At 39.7% G+C, this 17,628-nt stretch carries 18 protein-coding genes; 12 read left to right on the forward strand and 6 right to left on the reverse strand.

Annotation, left to right across the window (positions count from 1 at the left end):
- Positions 1 to 266: 266 nt before the first annotated feature.
- The gene (locus tag TH61_RS16265; protein WP_066511618.1) at positions 267 to 899 is read left to right on the forward strand and encodes a hypothetical protein; all 633 of its coding nucleotides are present in this window, start codon (positions 267 to 269) and stop codon (positions 897 to 899) included.
- Between the two features lie 11 nt (positions 900 to 910).
- A complete protein-coding gene (locus tag TH61_RS16270) occupies positions 911 to 2,305 on the forward strand; it encodes a hypothetical protein (protein WP_066511619.1) in 1,395 nt (464 codons plus the stop codon).
- A gap of 381 nt (positions 2,306 to 2,686) precedes the next feature.
- Here TH61_RS16270 and TH61_RS16275 read toward each other — a convergent pair whose 3' ends face one another.
- The 4 genes from TH61_RS16275 to TH61_RS16290 all read right to left on the reverse strand — a co-directional run bounded on the left by TH61_RS16275 (position 2,687) and on the right by TH61_RS16290 (position 4,422).
- Positions 2,687 to 3,073 carry a hypothetical protein gene (locus tag TH61_RS16275; protein ID WP_066511621.1) on the reverse strand — a complete coding sequence of 129 codons (387 nt, stop codon included), beginning with the start codon at positions 3,071 to 3,073 and terminating at the stop codon, positions 2,687 to 2,689.
- 70 nt (positions 3,074 to 3,143) lie between these two features.
- Positions 3,144 to 3,791 carry a recombinase family protein gene (locus TH61_RS16280; protein ID WP_066511624.1) on the reverse strand — a complete coding sequence of 216 codons (648 nt, stop codon included), beginning with the start codon at positions 3,789 to 3,791 and terminating at the stop codon, positions 3,144 to 3,146.
- An 81-nt stretch (positions 3,792 to 3,872) separates the two neighbouring features.
- A complete protein-coding gene (locus TH61_RS16285) occupies positions 3,873 to 4,139 on the reverse strand; it encodes a hypothetical protein (RefSeq protein ID WP_066511626.1) in 267 nt (88 codons plus the stop codon).
- 103 nt (positions 4,140 to 4,242) lie between these two features.
- Positions 4,243 to 4,422: a hypothetical protein gene (locus TH61_RS16290; protein ID WP_066511630.1), complete on the reverse strand. Its 180-nt coding sequence runs from the start codon at positions 4,420 to 4,422 to the stop codon at positions 4,243 to 4,245.
- 110 nt (positions 4,423 to 4,532) lie between these two features.
- Here TH61_RS16290 and TH61_RS16295 point away from each other — a divergent pair, with 110 nt between their 5' ends.
- From TH61_RS16295 to TH61_RS16335, 10 genes are all read left to right on the forward strand, one after another.
- The gene (locus TH61_RS16295) at positions 4,533 to 5,270 is read left to right on the forward strand and encodes a hypothetical protein (RefSeq protein WP_066511633.1); all 738 of its coding nucleotides are present in this window, start codon (positions 4,533 to 4,535) and stop codon (positions 5,268 to 5,270) included.
- A gap of 17 nt (positions 5,271 to 5,287) precedes the next feature.
- Positions 5,288 to 5,710, forward strand: coding sequence for a hypothetical protein (locus TH61_RS16300; RefSeq protein ID WP_066511635.1), 423 nt, complete (start codon positions 5,288 to 5,290; stop codon positions 5,708 to 5,710).
- Between the two features lie 281 nt (positions 5,711 to 5,991).
- A complete protein-coding gene (locus tag TH61_RS18040; protein WP_066511638.1) occupies positions 5,992 to 7,572 on the forward strand; it encodes a GIY-YIG nuclease family protein in 1,581 nt (526 codons plus the stop codon).
- A 6-nt stretch (positions 7,573 to 7,578) separates the two neighbouring features.
- Positions 7,579 to 8,250, forward strand: coding sequence for a hypothetical protein (locus TH61_RS16310; RefSeq protein WP_066511641.1), 672 nt, complete (start codon positions 7,579 to 7,581; stop codon positions 8,248 to 8,250).
- Between the two features lie 21 nt (positions 8,251 to 8,271).
- Positions 8,272 to 9,108 (forward strand): agmatine deiminase family protein, encoded by an 837-nt coding sequence (locus tag TH61_RS16315; RefSeq protein WP_066511643.1) that lies wholly within the window; start codon positions 8,272 to 8,274, stop codon positions 9,106 to 9,108.
- A gap of 26 nt (positions 9,109 to 9,134) precedes the next feature.
- Positions 9,135 to 10,214: an HNH endonuclease gene (locus TH61_RS16320; RefSeq protein ID WP_066511651.1), complete on the forward strand. Its 1,080-nt coding sequence runs from the start codon at positions 9,135 to 9,137 to the stop codon at positions 10,212 to 10,214.
- 57 nt (positions 10,215 to 10,271) lie between these two features.
- Positions 10,272 to 10,439, forward strand: coding sequence for a hypothetical protein (locus tag TH61_RS18260; RefSeq protein ID WP_231862344.1), 168 nt, complete (start codon positions 10,272 to 10,274; stop codon positions 10,437 to 10,439).
- Positions 10,440 to 10,480: 41 nt separating this feature from the next.
- Positions 10,481 to 11,851 (forward strand): hypothetical protein, encoded by a 1,371-nt coding sequence (locus tag TH61_RS16325; RefSeq protein ID WP_066511654.1) that lies wholly within the window; start codon positions 10,481 to 10,483, stop codon positions 11,849 to 11,851.
- Between the two features lie 23 nt (positions 11,852 to 11,874).
- Positions 11,875 to 12,798 carry a phospholipase D-like domain-containing protein gene (locus TH61_RS16330; RefSeq protein WP_066511656.1) on the forward strand — a complete coding sequence of 308 codons (924 nt, stop codon included), beginning with the start codon at positions 11,875 to 11,877 and terminating at the stop codon, positions 12,796 to 12,798.
- Positions 12,799 to 12,984: 186 nt separating this feature from the next.
- Positions 12,985 to 14,787 (forward strand): DUF262 domain-containing protein, encoded by a 1,803-nt coding sequence (locus TH61_RS16335; protein ID WP_066511658.1) that lies wholly within the window; start codon positions 12,985 to 12,987, stop codon positions 14,785 to 14,787.
- Between the two features lie 228 nt (positions 14,788 to 15,015).
- Here TH61_RS16335 and TH61_RS16340 read toward each other — a convergent pair whose 3' ends face one another.
- On the reverse strand, positions 15,016 to 15,411 hold the full coding sequence (locus TH61_RS16340; protein ID WP_066511662.1) for a hypothetical protein: 396 nt from the start codon (positions 15,409 to 15,411) through the stop codon (positions 15,016 to 15,018).
- A gap of 78 nt (positions 15,412 to 15,489) precedes the next feature.
- Positions 15,490 to 16,683, reverse strand: coding sequence for a hypothetical protein (locus TH61_RS16345; protein WP_157600744.1), 1,194 nt, complete (start codon positions 16,681 to 16,683; stop codon positions 15,490 to 15,492).
- Positions 16,684 to 17,628 lie beyond the last annotated feature (945 nt).

Raw genomic sequence — 17,628 nt, forward strand, 5'->3', positions numbered from 1 at the left:
ACTTGCAATAAAAAATTGCATTTTATATATAATTATTTTACCATGAAAATGATAATAATCTTATAATCCGCAAACCTTTACATTTAATCTAATCAAAATCTAATTACAGAATGATACGTAATATAAATTTATAAGGTACTGAATATTAGAAACAACCATAAATCTATATATAAAAATAATTTAATATTTTATAAGCAGTATTATATTCTATATAGAGGTGATTTCTGAAATGCCATATATAATTTACAAATAGATTCGAATGCTAAATGGAAAAATACATTAAATGGATGGTTATTATTCCTCCTTTTCTTTTTGTAGCTATCTCAACATTTCAGCTTGACAAGCTAAATGACCAAATATTAAGCATAAAAACTTTTAGTATAAAGTCCACAATTGAGCCAATCTTTAGTGCAGACAGTTCATACAATAAAATAGTAGATAAGCACAAACTTGCAGAGCTTCTCCTATTAGCCCAACTTGAAGCTGATGTTATTAACAGGAGGTATCATCAGGCTAACGTATCTATGATGCTGACACTATGGATTAAGTATTTAAGCTTCTTAACAGGAATAATATTAACAATGGTTGGTTCTATATTTATACTTGGCAGAATTAACGACCTTAATACAACCGTAAATTACGACACCCCAAATTTTGGTAAAATTGCTTTTCAATCTTCATCTCCAGGAATTATTTTATCATTAATCGGAATGGTATTGATTCTTGCAAGTTTCCAAAGTAAAAGTATTGGAGAAATACAAGATACTGCAATCTATGTTGGTAAAAGGAATTCCTCAGTTGAGGAAATTAAAAATGAAAAACTCTTAATAACTCCTAATGAAGTACAAAAAGATGCAGGATTAAAAGATACCAACAAACCATCAAGGCTCAAATTTTAACTAATACTATAATGAAAAATTTTATTCCATACACCATTTTATTAGCATTTCTACTAAACAGCTATGAATCAACCGCACAGCAGGCATTCATCAAGGAAGGAAGGGAGTTGATTGACAAGGGTCATTATAAGGATGCAATCAAACTATTAGATGCAAATTGGAGGGTAGCAATAAATAAACTTGAAGTCGATTTATTGATTGCAGTTTGTTATTGCAATTTAGGCAAATATGATGAAGGCGTCTCAGAATTTAACAATATTAAATCCAGGTATATAAATTTAAACAAAAACACGCAATATTATATTTCTGAATCAATAAATAAATGCAGGCCTGGCGAAGTTTCTCCTTCAAAACCTATCCAAGCACTTGCTGTAATTGCTAGTGTTAGATGGAGTGCTGGAAAAGAATTTTATTTCCCTTCTGACCATATAAAGTATAACAAAAACCCGAGTACTGTAAAAATTGTTCAAACTCGAGTAAATGAAGAATTAATTCCCTACACATGGAGTAATGAATTAACTAAAATAAAAGTACAAAATACAATAAATAAAATAAACTACAAAAACAAGTATAAAATTAACTCATATTATATAAGCAAAAACTTCATAGTATACAATTTCGTCTCTAATAACAATTCTAAAACAATTGAACTTGCGAAAGAGCTAGAAAGAAATTTAGTATTTTATTCCAATTATTATAAAATGACAATTCCCCCATATAAAATTAACGCATTTATAGTTAAAAGCCAAGCACAATTGAATGATATTGCATTAAGGCATCATGGAATATCATTAAACCCAAACAATATAGGTTATTCCGTTACTAATGATTTGAGCATATTATCATATGCCCCAAATCAAACAACTGGAACTTTAAACCATGAATTAATTCATCTTTTACTCAACTTTAATTATCCCTTCTTAAAACCTTGGGTAAATGAAGGCCTAGCCTCGCTTTATGAAAGCAATGAGTGGAAAGACAACAAAGTAATTGGCTTGCCGAACTGGCGGGGAGACGTCATAAGGGATAATCTTTATGAAGAGGAAAAAGAAGTGATAAGGGGTGATATACTTAAAAATAGATATGAAGATACTTATGGATGGAATTTTCTAGACAATTTAATAAATATGGATTCTAATGAATTCAATAGACATCCTCTTTTAAATCATGCCATGGCTAGATATTTTTGCTTATATCTACAAGACAAAGGGCTACTTCAGCCACTCTTCAACGAATATAATAAAATATATTTTGCTAATACAGGCACATTAAGTAGTAGCTACAAATCGGTGAAACACGATGATATGGAAATTCTCTTCAAAATAAGCAATGGATTAACTATGTTTAATTACCAATATGACTTTAGGAAATGGCTACATTCAGGAATAGGTGATTTAGAATATTAAAACTAGAAACATTGAAGAAACTGAAATTCAGTTAAAATTATTTCATCATACTCCTACTTATCCAACATGACTATTCATAAACATATGCCAATGAGATATAACCTTTAATGTATAAATTCATTAAATAACTTAATTCTACGGCATGATTTTTCAGGGACATTAATTCTCAACCTTTTATCTACCAAATAATCGTTCAATTATTTGGTAGATAAAAGGTGAGGATGACTTTCTAAATATGCGAGAAAAGGTCGTTTTGCCATTACACCATTATTTGGGGAAGATATTTCCAAAGATATAGAAACAGAAAACCCACCGATTGGTGGGTCATGTCTGTTTTAAAGCTCTAATTAGCACTAGAACATTATTCATTCATCAATATTACTAAATTGATTTCAGAAATTTCTTTGGCCTCTTCCATGAAGGGTCACCGTATTCCCAGAATACATTAGGCTTCATACCGAAACCCATGCTTCCAAAAACTACCTCTCCCCCATTTAGCTCTGCCTCATGCAAAGCATTGAAGCAGCAATAACCAGGTAGGATAGCGTAACCCTCTTTTACCTTTTCCCAATAGGGCTTCATTAAATCCATGAAGAACTTTTGGACATCCTCGGGTGCTGCATGATAATGTCTTTTCGTGGGGACTCTCCGAATCAAGGCTTTCTGGTAATACACATCAAAGAATGGGTCTATTATAACGCCATCTTTGACTACCCAAAAGTGTCCGTCAAATATTGGGAATTTCATCGTCTGTACTGGGTGTATCATATATTAATTGGTTTTAGTTACTTAGTTCATACACTCTATCTTATTGGTGCCAAGGGTTCAATGAAAATTCTCAGTCCAGACTCATTGCCCTTTTTACTTTGATTATGGTATTCTTTGCTATCCCGTGCAACTTGGCGCACTGGTTTAAGGAAAGACCTTGATTCAAATCCCTGACAAGCTTCGCATACTCTTTCAACAGTACATCATTCTCCTTTTTCCATCCTTTGGGCCTTCCAATGATTTTTCCTTTCTTGACCGCATGCGCCAGGCCGCTCTTGATTTTGGCAGACCGTTGTTTGTTGTCCTCCATGCTTAACTCGGCATAGACCGAGATGAGAATGTTGGTCACGAAAGTCTCTTCTCCGTTGTAATCAAGGCTCTCAAAATTCTGGTTCTTGAAAACTACAGATATCTTATGCTCATGTAGAAAATCGATTGTCCTGCGAATCATCTTGGCATCCCTGCCCAGTCTCTCAACTGAAGTCACAATAACCTTCTTAAATCTACCAACCTTACTTTGTTTGAATAAATGGTCCAGGTCTGGCCGCTTGTTTCCTGTTCTTCCCGATATGTTGTTCGCTATGGTTTCAACTATCTCATAGTTGTTGGCGGTGCAAAACTGCTGAAGCTCGTCAAGCTGATAAGAGTATGATTGCGAGTCTGAAGAGACACGGCAAAAAACTAAAACGGGAATCTTGGCTTCAACTGGTTCAATCATAGCTAAACTTTATTGTGAACTCTTTATGCCCTTATTTTTTGTTTCAACCTAGTCAATCAGATGCCATTTATAAAGACACCTTTATTTTGAACCACCTTCACCTTTTTCAATATCTAAAAGCCCATTTTCTTCTTCCCTCAAGAATGACTCAATTATTCTTCTCCTTCTCTCCTTTATCTTCTCTTCTTCACTGTCAATCTCCACCAAGGTCAGACCTAGCTCTTCTATGTGCCTGTACTTTATCTGGTCACGGGCAATCCAGTTAGTCACTGCCGCTACTGTTACTCCCTTGCGCTTTGCATACTTGGAGGGTGTCGTCTCTTTAGACAAGTCAATGATTACTATCATTACTACAATTGTTTATTTATTACACAAATATAGTAATTAAATATTTTAAATCCTAATATAGATTCATTTCGGCAGTGGATGAAACACTTTTTACAGGAAATGCCTATTCTAAATCACCCTGCTTAGGCTCAATTACATTTTCCATCTTTTCCTGAAGAGCCTGCACAGCCTTGTCTATAATCAATTGCTTACTGATTCTCTTTTTAAGCTTCTTTGCTAGCATAAGCTGTATCTCCTGGATTGTAAAGCTTGCTTGTTCACTAATGCGATAACTGTGTGTCATGTGTCTTGTCTTTTTCTTATATATAAAATACAGCACCCCGAAAACCACTTTACCACAATTCGACTTTTCGCCTTCCGATTCTGATATATACTTTAAACGAATTCGGAAACATGGAACAGATACTCTACAACGAGACACTATATGACAGCGGGGAGGTGAGGGTCTATAAGACCTATGACCCAGAGCTAAAACTATTCGGCCTATACTCGGCCAATGGAAACTGCGGGAAATGCCTGGATGCGGCATACAGGCACATCTTCCCCTTCATTGATGACGATACGGCTCCCGCCATAACAGAAAAGGGGGAATACGTCTGGCTAGACCTTGCCTATAATGAAACGGCCATGAACGAGACAGACGGTGAACTTTGGGCTTCGGTTCACATTAACAACTCATTATGCAACTGCGGAATAGATATCGAAAAGCTGATGGACTGCGGCATGTGCAGTGCGGGTAAAATACTCAACGAAATGAATTTCAGAAGGCTTAGGGAATTCACCGCCACCAGGGTCTATGAATACGAGACGGAAGAGAACCTGTACAGAATAGAGCTGACCCCGAAGGAGGGTGAATGCCAGTCAGCGGACTATCTCTGGGAAGATGCCGAACTGGAGCCTGGGCTGAGAGGCGAGATTGACACCTATGAAGAGCAGGTGGCTGAGATGAAGAACAACCTGAAAGTATGCGTGTACGAGCGATTCAGCATGGGTATTAGCATTTTTTTCTACACGGTACGCATCAGTAAAATGGGTTCACCTTTGCTGTTCAGCGATATTATTGCCCCTAAGGTCATTGGCTTCTATGAGTTCACCTCGAAGTACCGCAGGCCATATGCCAATAGGCATTAAAAATAATAGAAAGAGAAATGAATGATAAGGTAAAGGAGGCGGCCGAGGCGATTGACGAAGAACTGTTGGCCAACTCATCGGAGAACAACTGCAAGATGATGTTTGCGGATGATGATGGATATACAATCAAAGACACGGACGTACTCTATATAATAAGCGGTGGTAGGCTAGAAGAGATTCGCATGAATGAACTAGCTCTTATAGGTTGGCATGAGACGGAGGAATATGTCATAGACAACGACTCGTCAACGAACTACTATCTGCACAAACCCACAGGAAAAATGGTGTTATGCGAATTGACCTACCAGCACAGCAACTGTATTGCCATATTCAGTGACAGAAGCCCCGCTGACGTTCCCAGTATGGCGATGGAACACCACAGATATTTCATTGACCTACTCGCCATAAGGAGGTATAAGATTAGTAGACTGCTTGACTAGCATTGGCCTACTGAGAAGGCAAAAAATAGGGCTTAATTATTATCAGCAATATTATATTGTTAGTAATAATGAAGCCCTTTAAATTAACTTCCCAAGATTCTTCTTGCCCGTTTACCTATGCACGTTTGATGGTATTAAACGAGTCTGACATTCAGAAATTCCTCACGCATCTTAGGCAAATGAATTTCGCTGAATTAGGAAAACTAGATAGCCACTTATATATAATAGTGACTATATTACATTTGAATGAAAAGTAGTTCTAATTCAAGTGATACCTAGCTATGGAAACCTTGCTCAATGATGGGTACTGCCCAGAATGCCTTGTCAACGGCAAAAGCATAAGTCTTCGTCTCAATAAAGACGACTTCTGGGAATGTCCTGAAACCAACCTTCAGTTGGCGGTATATGGAATCCAGGCCGTGGCCTTGAAGTTCAGGGGAACGGGGCGGTTTAGGGACAGGCCCATATTTGGTTCTGACCAAATTGACGGAGCCATCCTTTTCCGCTCAGCGGGGTCATCGGCAGACTCGGACGGCTCTGCCTTCCAGTCTGAAGAAGAGTTAAGAGCTTACCTTGATAATGAGGTCGAGCCACAAAAAGAGCTAATCCTAAAAAACCTGGCTGACTCCTATGTAAAGTTCAAATATGAGGCTTCTCCCCTTGCCTACCAGCGCCAATCCAAATTCTTCAAGATTGAATTTGACGGCCAGGGCATCCTAAAGAAACTGGAGAAGCGTGATGCGGACGAGGGTGTAGAGTTCTCCCGCTCCTACACACACTTGTATAGTCTGTTGATGAAGCTGTTCCAAAATTACCATGAAGGAAACATAGACTGGCTTCCACAGATGGGCATGAGCCAGAACCAACTAGAACTGTGCAATAAGCATCTGCACAGCCCGCCAGAGCCTGTCACCCATTTGAGTGACAAAAACATCCTGCGGCAACGGCTTATGAATTTTATGGTAGACTTGATTGAAATCATCTACCAAGGTAAAACCATAGAAGTCGCCCCAAACTACTCCAATGAGTTTCAAGAAGATGCTAAGGTCTCCCAGGCCGATTCCCTGCTCACGCTCCAAGATATACTGAACCTGAAGACTGACCTGCTTAAAAACGCAAAAGTGAAACTCGTTCGGCACAAGGACAGCAGGAAGGAGTACCGTGACATCATCAAGGACAAGTCATCACTACTGGAATACCAGAGACAGCAGAGCAAGGAGGTATTCAAAGACTGCGACTACATCATATCATTTTTGGGTCAGGAAGGCACCAAATCACTTCTGTTCGGAATTTTCAAAGTGAGTGGCGTGGAGAAGCGTGAAAAGCACTTCTACTATGACTTAAATCTGGTACACGAGCTTGAATTTCTCTATGACCGAATAATCATTGATTGGGGAAATAATGCCCAAGCCTGGCACCAATGGTACCATACTCAATTAAAGGAGGTCGTCCAGATTCTCCCAAAAGGTTACCTAGGCTCGTTTCCTGGTCTGCTGAATTTCGTGCTGGACTTCCAAGAACTTGAGAGGCTCATTCTAAACCCTGACGCCAACCAAGACTGGAAGAACCACCTTTCAGCTGTAAACGGCATCTATATGATTCTTGACTCCAATACTGGAAACCAATACATAGGCTCCGCCTGCGGCAGCGAAGGAATTTGGCAGAGATGGAGCGAGTACGCAAAATCCCACCATGGCGGCAACCAAAAACTTATAAAGCTTTGCGCTGAGGCTGGATACCACAGAAACTTTCGCTTCTCTATCCTTCAGACATTGCCAAGTAATATAACTAAGCGTGAGATTGTGGCGATTGAATTCCTCTATATGGAGAAGTTCGGCACCAGAGCTAACGGATTAAACTAAAAATATATGCCTGTAACAACCATACACCATTTCCTAGACCAATACCCAGTTCGCCAGACAGACACAAAAATGATAGTGGGGACAATCCACCCACATTCAGTTGAGAATTTCACCATCCCATTCTTTTATGGTAATGTCGGAAGCTTCTGGGATATCCTTCACAATGCCTTTCCTCACTATCAGATAAGAGAGGCAGGGACTGAAAATTTCTCAATAGAAAATATATTAACGATGCTTGAGCAGAACAATACTTGGGTGACAGACATCATAAGGCAATGCGACAGAGAGGATGAAACCGTTACCCAAGACTCCCTTCTATATAACATAATTCCTAATAATATCCAGATTAGCGAAGCTTTACAAAATGCACCTATAGACACTATTTACTTTACCTCTCGTTTTTCGACCAATAATGCTGCAAGCCTGTTCACCCAAGTATTTAATATAGACTATGCTAATACATTCAATGGTGATACAAGCGAGTTTACTATTCCCGCACAGCACTTTGGCAGGGAAATCAGGTGTGTAGTTTTATATTCCCCGTCTAATGCCGCCAATGTAGGTGTCTCCCGAACCCCACCTTATCTGAACAACATTGAATATTATCAGCAATTTGAGACGCCAGTAAGGCAGTTCAAGATAGACTTCTACCAAAATAAGTTTGAGTTCTTGAATTAGCCAGTAGCTTACAGAAGTTTCATGATAACTGACCAAGATTCTAACTTCCTATATCTAGCTGACACTCTGCCGCAGTTATACCCATCCTTTTACAAGAGGTTTGAGCAAACGCTAAAAGACAATCAGGTAAACTACGCCCTGCTCCCAGAGACGAAGGACGTATGGGCGGTTGACTACATGCCAATACAGGTTGATGATGAACGGTTCGTACAGTTCAGGTACAATCCCGACTACCTTCAGACCGTAAAGCTGCGGAAGACCATCTCTGACGTTTACTCCATCTGCGATACACTTTGTATAAAGCCATTGAAGTCAACAATCGTCTTGGACGGTGGTAACGTCATCCGATGGAAGGACAGGGTGATAATGTGCGACAAAGTGTTTCGGGAGAACCCTGCTATGCCAGAGAAAACCCTTATAAAAGAACTGAGGACGCTTTTGGAGGTAGACCACATCTGTTTTATACCCACTGACAAAGCAGATAAGATAGGACACGCTGACGGCATGGTGCGTTTCCTAGACTACAGGACGGTGCTGATAAATGACTATTCCAAAGAAAAAAGCGAGTTTCAGCTAACGTTCAGGATGGCGCTCCACAACGCTGGTCTGGACTGGATTGAGGTGCCTTACAACCCATACCGCAATAAGCAAAATATCCAGGCCAACGGAATCTACATCAACTATCTGCAGATGGACGGCTGTTTGGTCCTTCCTATTTTCAACCAGAAAGAAGACGAAGAGGCGGTAAAGCTCTTTAGTCAGCTATTCCCGAAGACGAGAATCTCCACCGTTGAAAGCAATGAGATTGCCCAGGAAGGCGGCATCCTAAATTGTATCACCTGGAACGTTAAAAATTGATTGAATAAAGCATTTTTAAAGACAAAGTGGAAGCAACAGAAACACTCATAGAAAACTACGGTATCCTAGCCTCTATGTCATGGAACAGCAATAAATGGGCAGGTGACCCAAGCAAGGAAGACTTAGGCCGCTCCAAATACACGTATGTTCAGAATAAACTACATACACATGAGAGTCTGAATTTTGGGCATGAAATCTATCCATCAGAAGAAGATGGTTATTACATAGGCTACACACCTATGCTTAGAAAGCCCCCCGCTTTTGATAAATCAAGTTCAGTCAAAATTATATTCCTTAGCAGTAGTGATTATAAGAACTCTAATAGAAAACTAATCATTGGGTTTTATGGAAACCCTGAGTTTGGCCAGGAATTTCCCCGCTTATCAAAGCATAGGCTATTTAGGAAATATGATGGCGGTAATATAAAAGCACTCCCTGAAGACATTATTTACTTTGACAAACCTTTGGTTATAAGCAATGAAAGTGTTGCAAAGGAAGGTCTGTTACCAGAAGGAAAGCTTATCTCCCAACGAGGGTTCAATTATTTGAACTCTGACAACGTATACACCATACTTTTACAAGCACAGAGCCTGAACCAACAAAATCACAAGCTTAATGCTTATGTAAAAAATTATCCTATAAGGGTTGCTGAAACAAAGGAGCAGGCCACCTCCGAAGACTATTACAATGCTATCTCAGACGCTGATGCAGACACCTTAAAAGGCATATTGGAGCTAGAAAAAAAGATGGCAAAGCAGACCCCTGAGGTAAGACAGAGAATTGCCTCATTTATTGAACGTGGTGCTATTTCATCAAAGGTAAAGAAGCTGACAGGATACAAGTGTCTTATCTGTGATTCACTAAAGGAAAACCCCTATTCATTCAAGAAGCCAAATGGCGACTTCTACATTGAAACACACCATGTCGAGCAGGTTTCCACTTTAAACAAGGGTGTTCTTGGGATAAACAACCTCATCACCGTTTGTGCCAACCACCATAGGCAGCTACATTACGGAGACTCTTTATTAGTAGAACGAACAGCTACCTCGTTCAAATTTAAGATTGATGGGAAAACGATAAAAATTGATGCTATTAAGATACCTTAACCATCTACCCAAAATACTTCACAGCCACTAGCCCCTGTCCTATCATGGGCGTTTTACATCGGTGGCTACCAACCTGCCCAGAAATGGCTTAAAGATAGGAAAGGCCGAGAGCTAAGCTTTGATGATATCCTACACTACCAAAAGATAATCGTTGCTCTTACAAAGACTGGAAGGCTAATGAAGGAGATTGACTTAGTAATGGTAAAATCCGCAGTTACTGTTTAAAGAAACACCACTCCCTATTATATCAAAAATTAATTAATACGATGGAATCAAATATAATTAATGAGGTAAAACGCAGAATAGAGACCTTCAAAGGCTTAGACTTGCTAGAACTTGTCAGTAAAGCCTATCCTGATATGGCAAGCCTGGAATCCAATCTAATATCAAAGTTCACTGTCTCAGATTATTTGAATATCAGTGAGAGAGTCTTTATTCAACTTGAGAAAGAGATAGATTCCCCCGATGCACTGATACTACCTGCCACATTCAGTTCCACGGATATGGGTAATAATAATATCCTCAATATCCTTGACTCACACTTAAGCTATATCCAAAACCTGCAATTTCAAAACAGCGAGAACACCCTGCTTTGGCTTGCGCAGTATCAATTACAGAATGGGTTTTATGGCAAATCCAAATACAAAGTTCACGATGCGAATGCTTTGAAACTAAAAAAAGCCTCAGATGAAATAAGCCTTCAAGCTCAGAAGCTGAAACAGCTAGAAGAAGAACAGAGGAAACTAATCAAACAGCTTAATGACCAGAAAAAAGACTTATCTGATTTCCAAACCCAAAAGCAAAATGAGTTACAGCAGATTACAAGTAACCTAAGTGCAGCGAACACAAATACAAACCAGATACAGCAACTCCTGAATAGTTCTACTCAGGCAAATTCACAAGTCAATTCAATTGCCGAGCAGGTACAGAAGGAAAAACTAAGGGTAGATACCACATCAGACGAACTTAATAAAACATATGACAAGCATAGAGGCGAATTCACTGATTTGATTAGCCGTATGGCAACAAAAGAAAAGGAATTTATTGACCAGTATGTTGATTTTGAGGCTAAGTTAGGCTTCGTGGAAAGCAAGCACAGTTATTTTGAAGACAGGAATACATATCTAGACAATCTCATAGGGCGTGAGGTAGGCGCTTCGCTATTTGAAACCTTCAAGCAACGCAAAACTGAATTGTTCAAACCGTTGGAGTTATGGCGGTACGCTGTAGGGGCAGTGGGATTGTTAGCAGTCCTTGCAATATTCGCAGTGTTTACCAATTTTTTTGGCCTTTCTGGAACATCAAACCCTATTCTAACTTGGGAGGCCATATTTGTAAACACCCTAAAAACACTTCCTTTCTTCTTTCTGCTTTACTATACTATCTCTCAATATAACAAGGAGCGTAATTTCCAGGAAGAGTATGCATTCAAGTCCGCAGTGGCTCTTACTATTAAAGCATATTCTGATGTTTTAAAGGATGATACCAATAAAGATGCTCTGATATTGAAAGCCGTCTACGGTGTATATAGAAGCCCTATCCAGAATGGCTCTAAGCCTTCAAGAGAGGTAAACTCAGCAACAGATATGGTGAAGGAAGTGGTTACCAAAGGAGCGGAGGTTTTCTCTAAGAACTGATTTACTATAGATTTACCCATTTCATGAAAATTCTTCAACCGCACAGAATCAGCACCGAGATTCTAGACATCATATATGAGGCGAAACAATACCTAATCATCGTCTCACCCTACGTCAACTTCAAATACTGGGAGAGCATAGCAAGCGCCCTTAGCAACGCCAACAAGCGTGGGGTACGGATTGATTTTTTCGTTCGCAACGAGCCTGACAACTCCGCTAGTTGGGAGCAGGTAGAGAGCCTAGGCATCATCCCAAGGCTTGTAAGCAACCTGCACGCAAAGTTCTACTTCAACGAGAAGAACGGTGTCATCTCATCCATGAACCTGCTGAGCAGCAGTAATAGCAACTCCATTGAGATAGGGTGCAAGTTGGAAACCATGGAAGAGTTGGACGAGCTTAAAAGGTTCGTCAAGGACTACGTCACCACCAACGAGGTAAAGGAGAAACCCAGTGAAGATGACCTGTACGTCAGCAAGGAGAAGTTCCTGACCGTTCTTGAGAACTACCTTAGCAACGATACCAAGAGCAGGTCAAGCGCCTATTTCAAGAACGGTGCCATACACATCAAAGCTTGCTCTAACAGCATCACCATGACGATGGACAAGGTAAAGAACAAGGTCTACCTTGACGCCATACTGTCCCAGGACGAGGCTGAAATGTACAACAGCGAGCAGTCCAAATACCTGACGCCTGGATATTTTGTCTATCAGTTTAACAAAGGCGGGAACGGCTACCACAATACCGTAGGCGCTTGGTCACAGGCAAGGCTTTCTAACTCCTATCTGGAGAACCTTCGGGTTGAAGAGAAAAAGCAGTTGATTTATGAGATTTCAGAGTTTGTAAAGAATGTCACCAAGCTCAAAGATGCCTGCTATGCGGCTTATAAAGCAAGTAAGGCCAAACCCTCGCTAGAAATCAATCCCATAAAAATTTCATCTGAGGATTAACCTTTACAATCCTGTGGTTATTAACTAATACAATTCAAGGCACCAAACATTGGCATGCCAAGAATCCGCATTTGGTGCATTAAAACTGAGAGCCTATTAATACAAGCCATGCTTGAAAAGTCTTAGTAAACACCTTTGACCCTCCAAGGACCTATTCCATCTAAATCGCTAACAACCTACTACCGAATGAATCCAGACAACACCTTCTCCATTGCCGCAAAGACATGCACCCTGAAGCATAATTCCCAGGAGGGTCACTCCACCATTTTTAACAGCGGTGTAAAATATGTCATCCCAATTTACCAACGGCCATATTCGTGGAAGGAGGAACAGATAGCGAAGTTTTTAGGCGACCTGCTCACCTCCTTCTGGGGAGTTGACGGTAATTCCTCGGAAGAGCCTATGTTCATTGGCACCATGCAATTATCAGCCAACAACGGGTCTGGCAAACAAGACATCATAGACGGTCAGCAAAGGCTTACTACTTTTCTGATTCTGCTTAAAGTTTTGAAATCCGAGTTTCCTGATTGCGGTGAGCTGGCTGATATGGATTTCGACTGGTTATCCACTCAGGTGAGCAAACCTACGCAACAATACTATCTGGATGCATTCATTGCAGCCGACCTAAAAGCGAGCGGTGATTCGCAGAACCCTTATTTCCGCAATGCGATGCTGATGAAGAACATCCTGATGGATGAAAAGACCAATTTCTCCAACATTGACATTGACAAGTTTACAAAGCACCTGTTAAGCAACGTCTACTTTGTGGTCATAGAGACAAGGGCAGGTCTATCCAAAACCCTTCAGATATTCAATGCCATTAACACCACGGGCCTTGACTTGAACGGTGGTGACATCTTCAAAATCAGGATGTATGAGTATCTGACCGACAAAAAGGGCCAGGATGAGTCGGCCTTTGAAAGAATCAACCATCTCTACCATAAGATAGATGATTACAACTCAAAGCTGAACGCAGATATCATCAACATAAACGAAGTGCTGCGCATCTATCAATATATATTGGTAGCAAGGCACGGACTTCCTACAACGCTTTACTACCAGGGCGTAGAAACCTTTTACGAGGGTCTTTTTGACACGGTGTTCAACATTAACCATTGGGACCACTTCAAGAACAACATCTCCACGCTAGAACTATCACTTGAAGACTTAGAGCAGATAATTGACGTTAGGTATGCCTGGGAAAAGCAATGGAGAAGCAAAGAGGGCTTCACTGCTGAGGATGCCTGCGCCATGCACTTCATATGGAGTTCAAGATACACCAGATACTGGAATCTAGTCCTCGTCTATCTTCACAAGTACAGAGGAACTGAAAACGAATCTGACAACCTGTTACTTTTCATAAGGCAGCTAAGCAAGGTTTTCACCATCTACAGCATACGTTACCAAAAAATCAAAAGCGATATCTTCTATGGTTTCATGCACAAGGTTATTGATGCCCTGGTCAACAAGCCCTTCGAGGAAACCATGGCCATCATCAACAGCAAGATTGGCAAGGAGAAAGACCATAACCCAGGTGGCTGGTATGATTTAAACCATTTTCTTTCGGAGAGATTGACAGATAATCCAAGAAGAAAAGGTATCATTTGTAGATTGTCAGCTATGCTTGAGGAAGACTATAAATCAACTCAAAAGGAGCAGATTAACGCTATTAGGAAGAGGCTGTTTGAATCTAAGATTGATATTGAGCATATTCAGTCTTACCATGACAGCAACGGTGAATTGAGACAGGAGATATGGGACGAATGGAAGCATAACATCAATTCACTAGGAAACCTGATGGTGCTGGAGCAGTCCATAAACCGCTCGATTAGCAATAAGCCGTACGAGGTGAAAATTCAAGGGTACCCGACTAGCTCCTTCTCTATTGTAAAAAACCACTCTACTTTATACGGTGAGTGGGGCTTGGATAAGTGCCTTGAGAGAAAGGAAAAGGAGAAAAACAAAATCCTGAACTATCTCTTCAATTAAATATCCAAAAAAGGTTAAACTTCCCGTTAACTGATGGTTCTTCGTAGGTTTAAGGAACGGCCTATAAAAAGTCTTTCATATAGTACATAACTGAGTAATAATATATTAAAAGGTAATCCTTTGGCTAGGTATTATTTCCAATGAATATTAAAAAGGCTCTTAGTCCGATAGGATTGGGAGCCTTTTTAATAAAACCAGGAGCTAATAATCATTTACTAAGGTCTCCCCCTAGCCTTTAGCTTTCAATAAAACTAATAGCTTCTTTATTTTCTGCTTCCTATTAAGTGCGTTATATTCTGCCGAGTCATATACCATGTCTGGTTCAAGTACATGGGCTAAGTTTTTATAATCAAACCTATCCAGTGTATAACTGTGGTTAATATCTTCATTACAAGACCAACTAGAATAAAAGCATAGGTGTGGCTTGCTAAGGCTCCTAGAAATTTCAACTTCTTTTATATAGAAGTTCTTAGACGGCTTTCCGCAGCCACATCTCCCAACGCATTCGCACCAGTAATCTGAATCCTCTGGATATTCAGCAATTGTCACCAAGTCATTCTTCTTTGAAAGCTTGTAGTATAATTCATTTGTAACTTCCTCGGAAGTTCTTCTCTTCTTTTTCATTTTATAATAAGTTAAATACCCTCATTATAGATAAGACTAGAAGAAAGTTTAAATCAGAGAAAAAGAAATTCAACATTTTTATGCCGCCATGTCTAAACACGTAGCAAACTCGCTTTCAGTGACTTGCTCAGCGTCAAGCGATGGTATAATGTTAAATTCCTGGATGAAGTACTTGGTTATGGTGTCCATCACCAATCCTGCGTTATAGTCAAAGGTCAGGATAGAATCATGGATGGTGGATAGAAACACTGAGTTACGCATCAAGGCTTTCGTCACCTTGCCAATTATGATATGCGCCTCGTTAAACTGCATCCTTCTGCTAAGGTCTTTATGACTTGCAATCTTATGGTGCCTTATCACAGCATAGACGTTTGGGAATCTATTTCTAAAGTATGCAGATTCCTTACTTTTATCGGCCCAGCCATTGCTGCAATAAAACAATGTAGCGAACAGCATCTGCTTGAAGGCTGACCTGTTACCCATGTAGTTCATCTCGTCCATCAACTCATTGTACAGTCTTCCTCTGCTGCACAGCGAGATATACTCCTGGACGTCTTTTGGGATGTCGGTGCCGTAGTAATCAACCAGTAGGCTACAGAAGATGAACGGCTGCGAGTTGCGTATGTCTATGTTCACTAACGGTACGTGGGGATGGTTCCTGTGATACAGGAACTGGCGAAGCGACTTAGATAAGTTGGTCACGAAGGTGAAGACTCGGCCTGTTTTTAAATCCTCCGTGAAGCAGAATTCCCTATTCATAATGTTTTGGATGGACACCCTATCAGTGTTATACTTGTCTAGCATGACCTTTTTAAGGTTCTCAGGAATATTCAATAAGAATAGGTCGTACTTGTCTTCGTGCTTCAATGATATGGAGTAGAAATCCGTGTCAGGGTGATTTTCTATACCCACCTTAAATGCCCCATACAAGCCATCTGGCGGCAGCGAATCTATCAGGGTGATAGTGTCTTCGTATTTCTTATTGATGTAATCTAGGGCCTCCTGATGGCGTATCAGGATGTTCTTTAGCTGAGACTTAATGTAGTTTGCTGGCTTGGAGTCGCTCTTATGCTTCATCCTATCAAGCTTGTCAGCGAACACCTCCTTCAGTACCATAATCTGCACCGCCTTCGAACTGTATTCCATGGAGATATCATAGCCTTTGGACTCCTTTCCTTCAATGTAGTGGTTATCGGTGACGATGACGTTCCATTCCAACAAATCATTTAGCACCATCTGGTAATAGTCGCTTCCTAGGACCCTAGCCAACATTCGTGCCTTCAGAGATACAAGCCCATTTCTTTTCGGCTTGGCGAATATCTTCTGCTCTATGATTTTAGACAACACGTAGGCGTATTTGTCTTGGTGGTCAAACTTGTGTTGCGTATTATATTTTGACAGTATTAGTTTCTCTAACTCAACACTCCCTGGAATATATAGCATCCTTTCTTTTTTCTTTTTCTTCATTTTACTAATTATTTTTTCTCATTTATATATCATATGAGAAACCCCCTATTAGTTTTAAAATGAAGTCTGCTATAATAAAATAATTATTTTAAAACCGTTTTGAATACCATCATCCATTACATGTATCCTACCACTGCGTTATGGATACATATATTAGAAGCCAATAATAAGCAATTGAATGGTTTAACTATTTAGTCTTTCTTATTTTTATATATTTAATTAGAGCATTATTATCTTATCCATTTATAACATATTAAATATTAATCTATATATTATTATCTTGTATAAATTTCCCACTAAATATATTAATTATATAAATTCTTATTCTATATCTTACGATTCCAGACCTTGAACATTTAAATAGGTAAAACATCGTATACAGCCAGCAAAAGCATATTTTAAGCCATACCCAAAACACCTAAAATTTCACATAGATTTACCTGTTTCACCTGCGTGAGCGCATGCGAATGCAACAGTACCTTAGAGTGTCAGAGAGCAGGTGGCTTTAGTTATCATATCTACATCATGCCATTAAAGCATTATACTTATTATACTCTGATAAGAAGTATCATAAACTTTTAAAGCAACGAACAAACATATTATTTATCCTTGGTTATGGCCAAATGTACTGTGAACATATTGGTTATGTTGTCCGTTTACTCAGCATAAACTACCTAAAACAATTACAGAATGAGCGTTATTTTCAAGCAAGTCGGAGACAACATATTAGGGTTTGATATAATAGAAGTT

Origin of the sequence: Rufibacter sp. DG15C (assembly GCF_001577755.1) — a bacterium.
Lineage (GTDB): Bacteria > Bacteroidota > Bacteroidia > Cytophagales > Hymenobacteraceae > Nibribacter.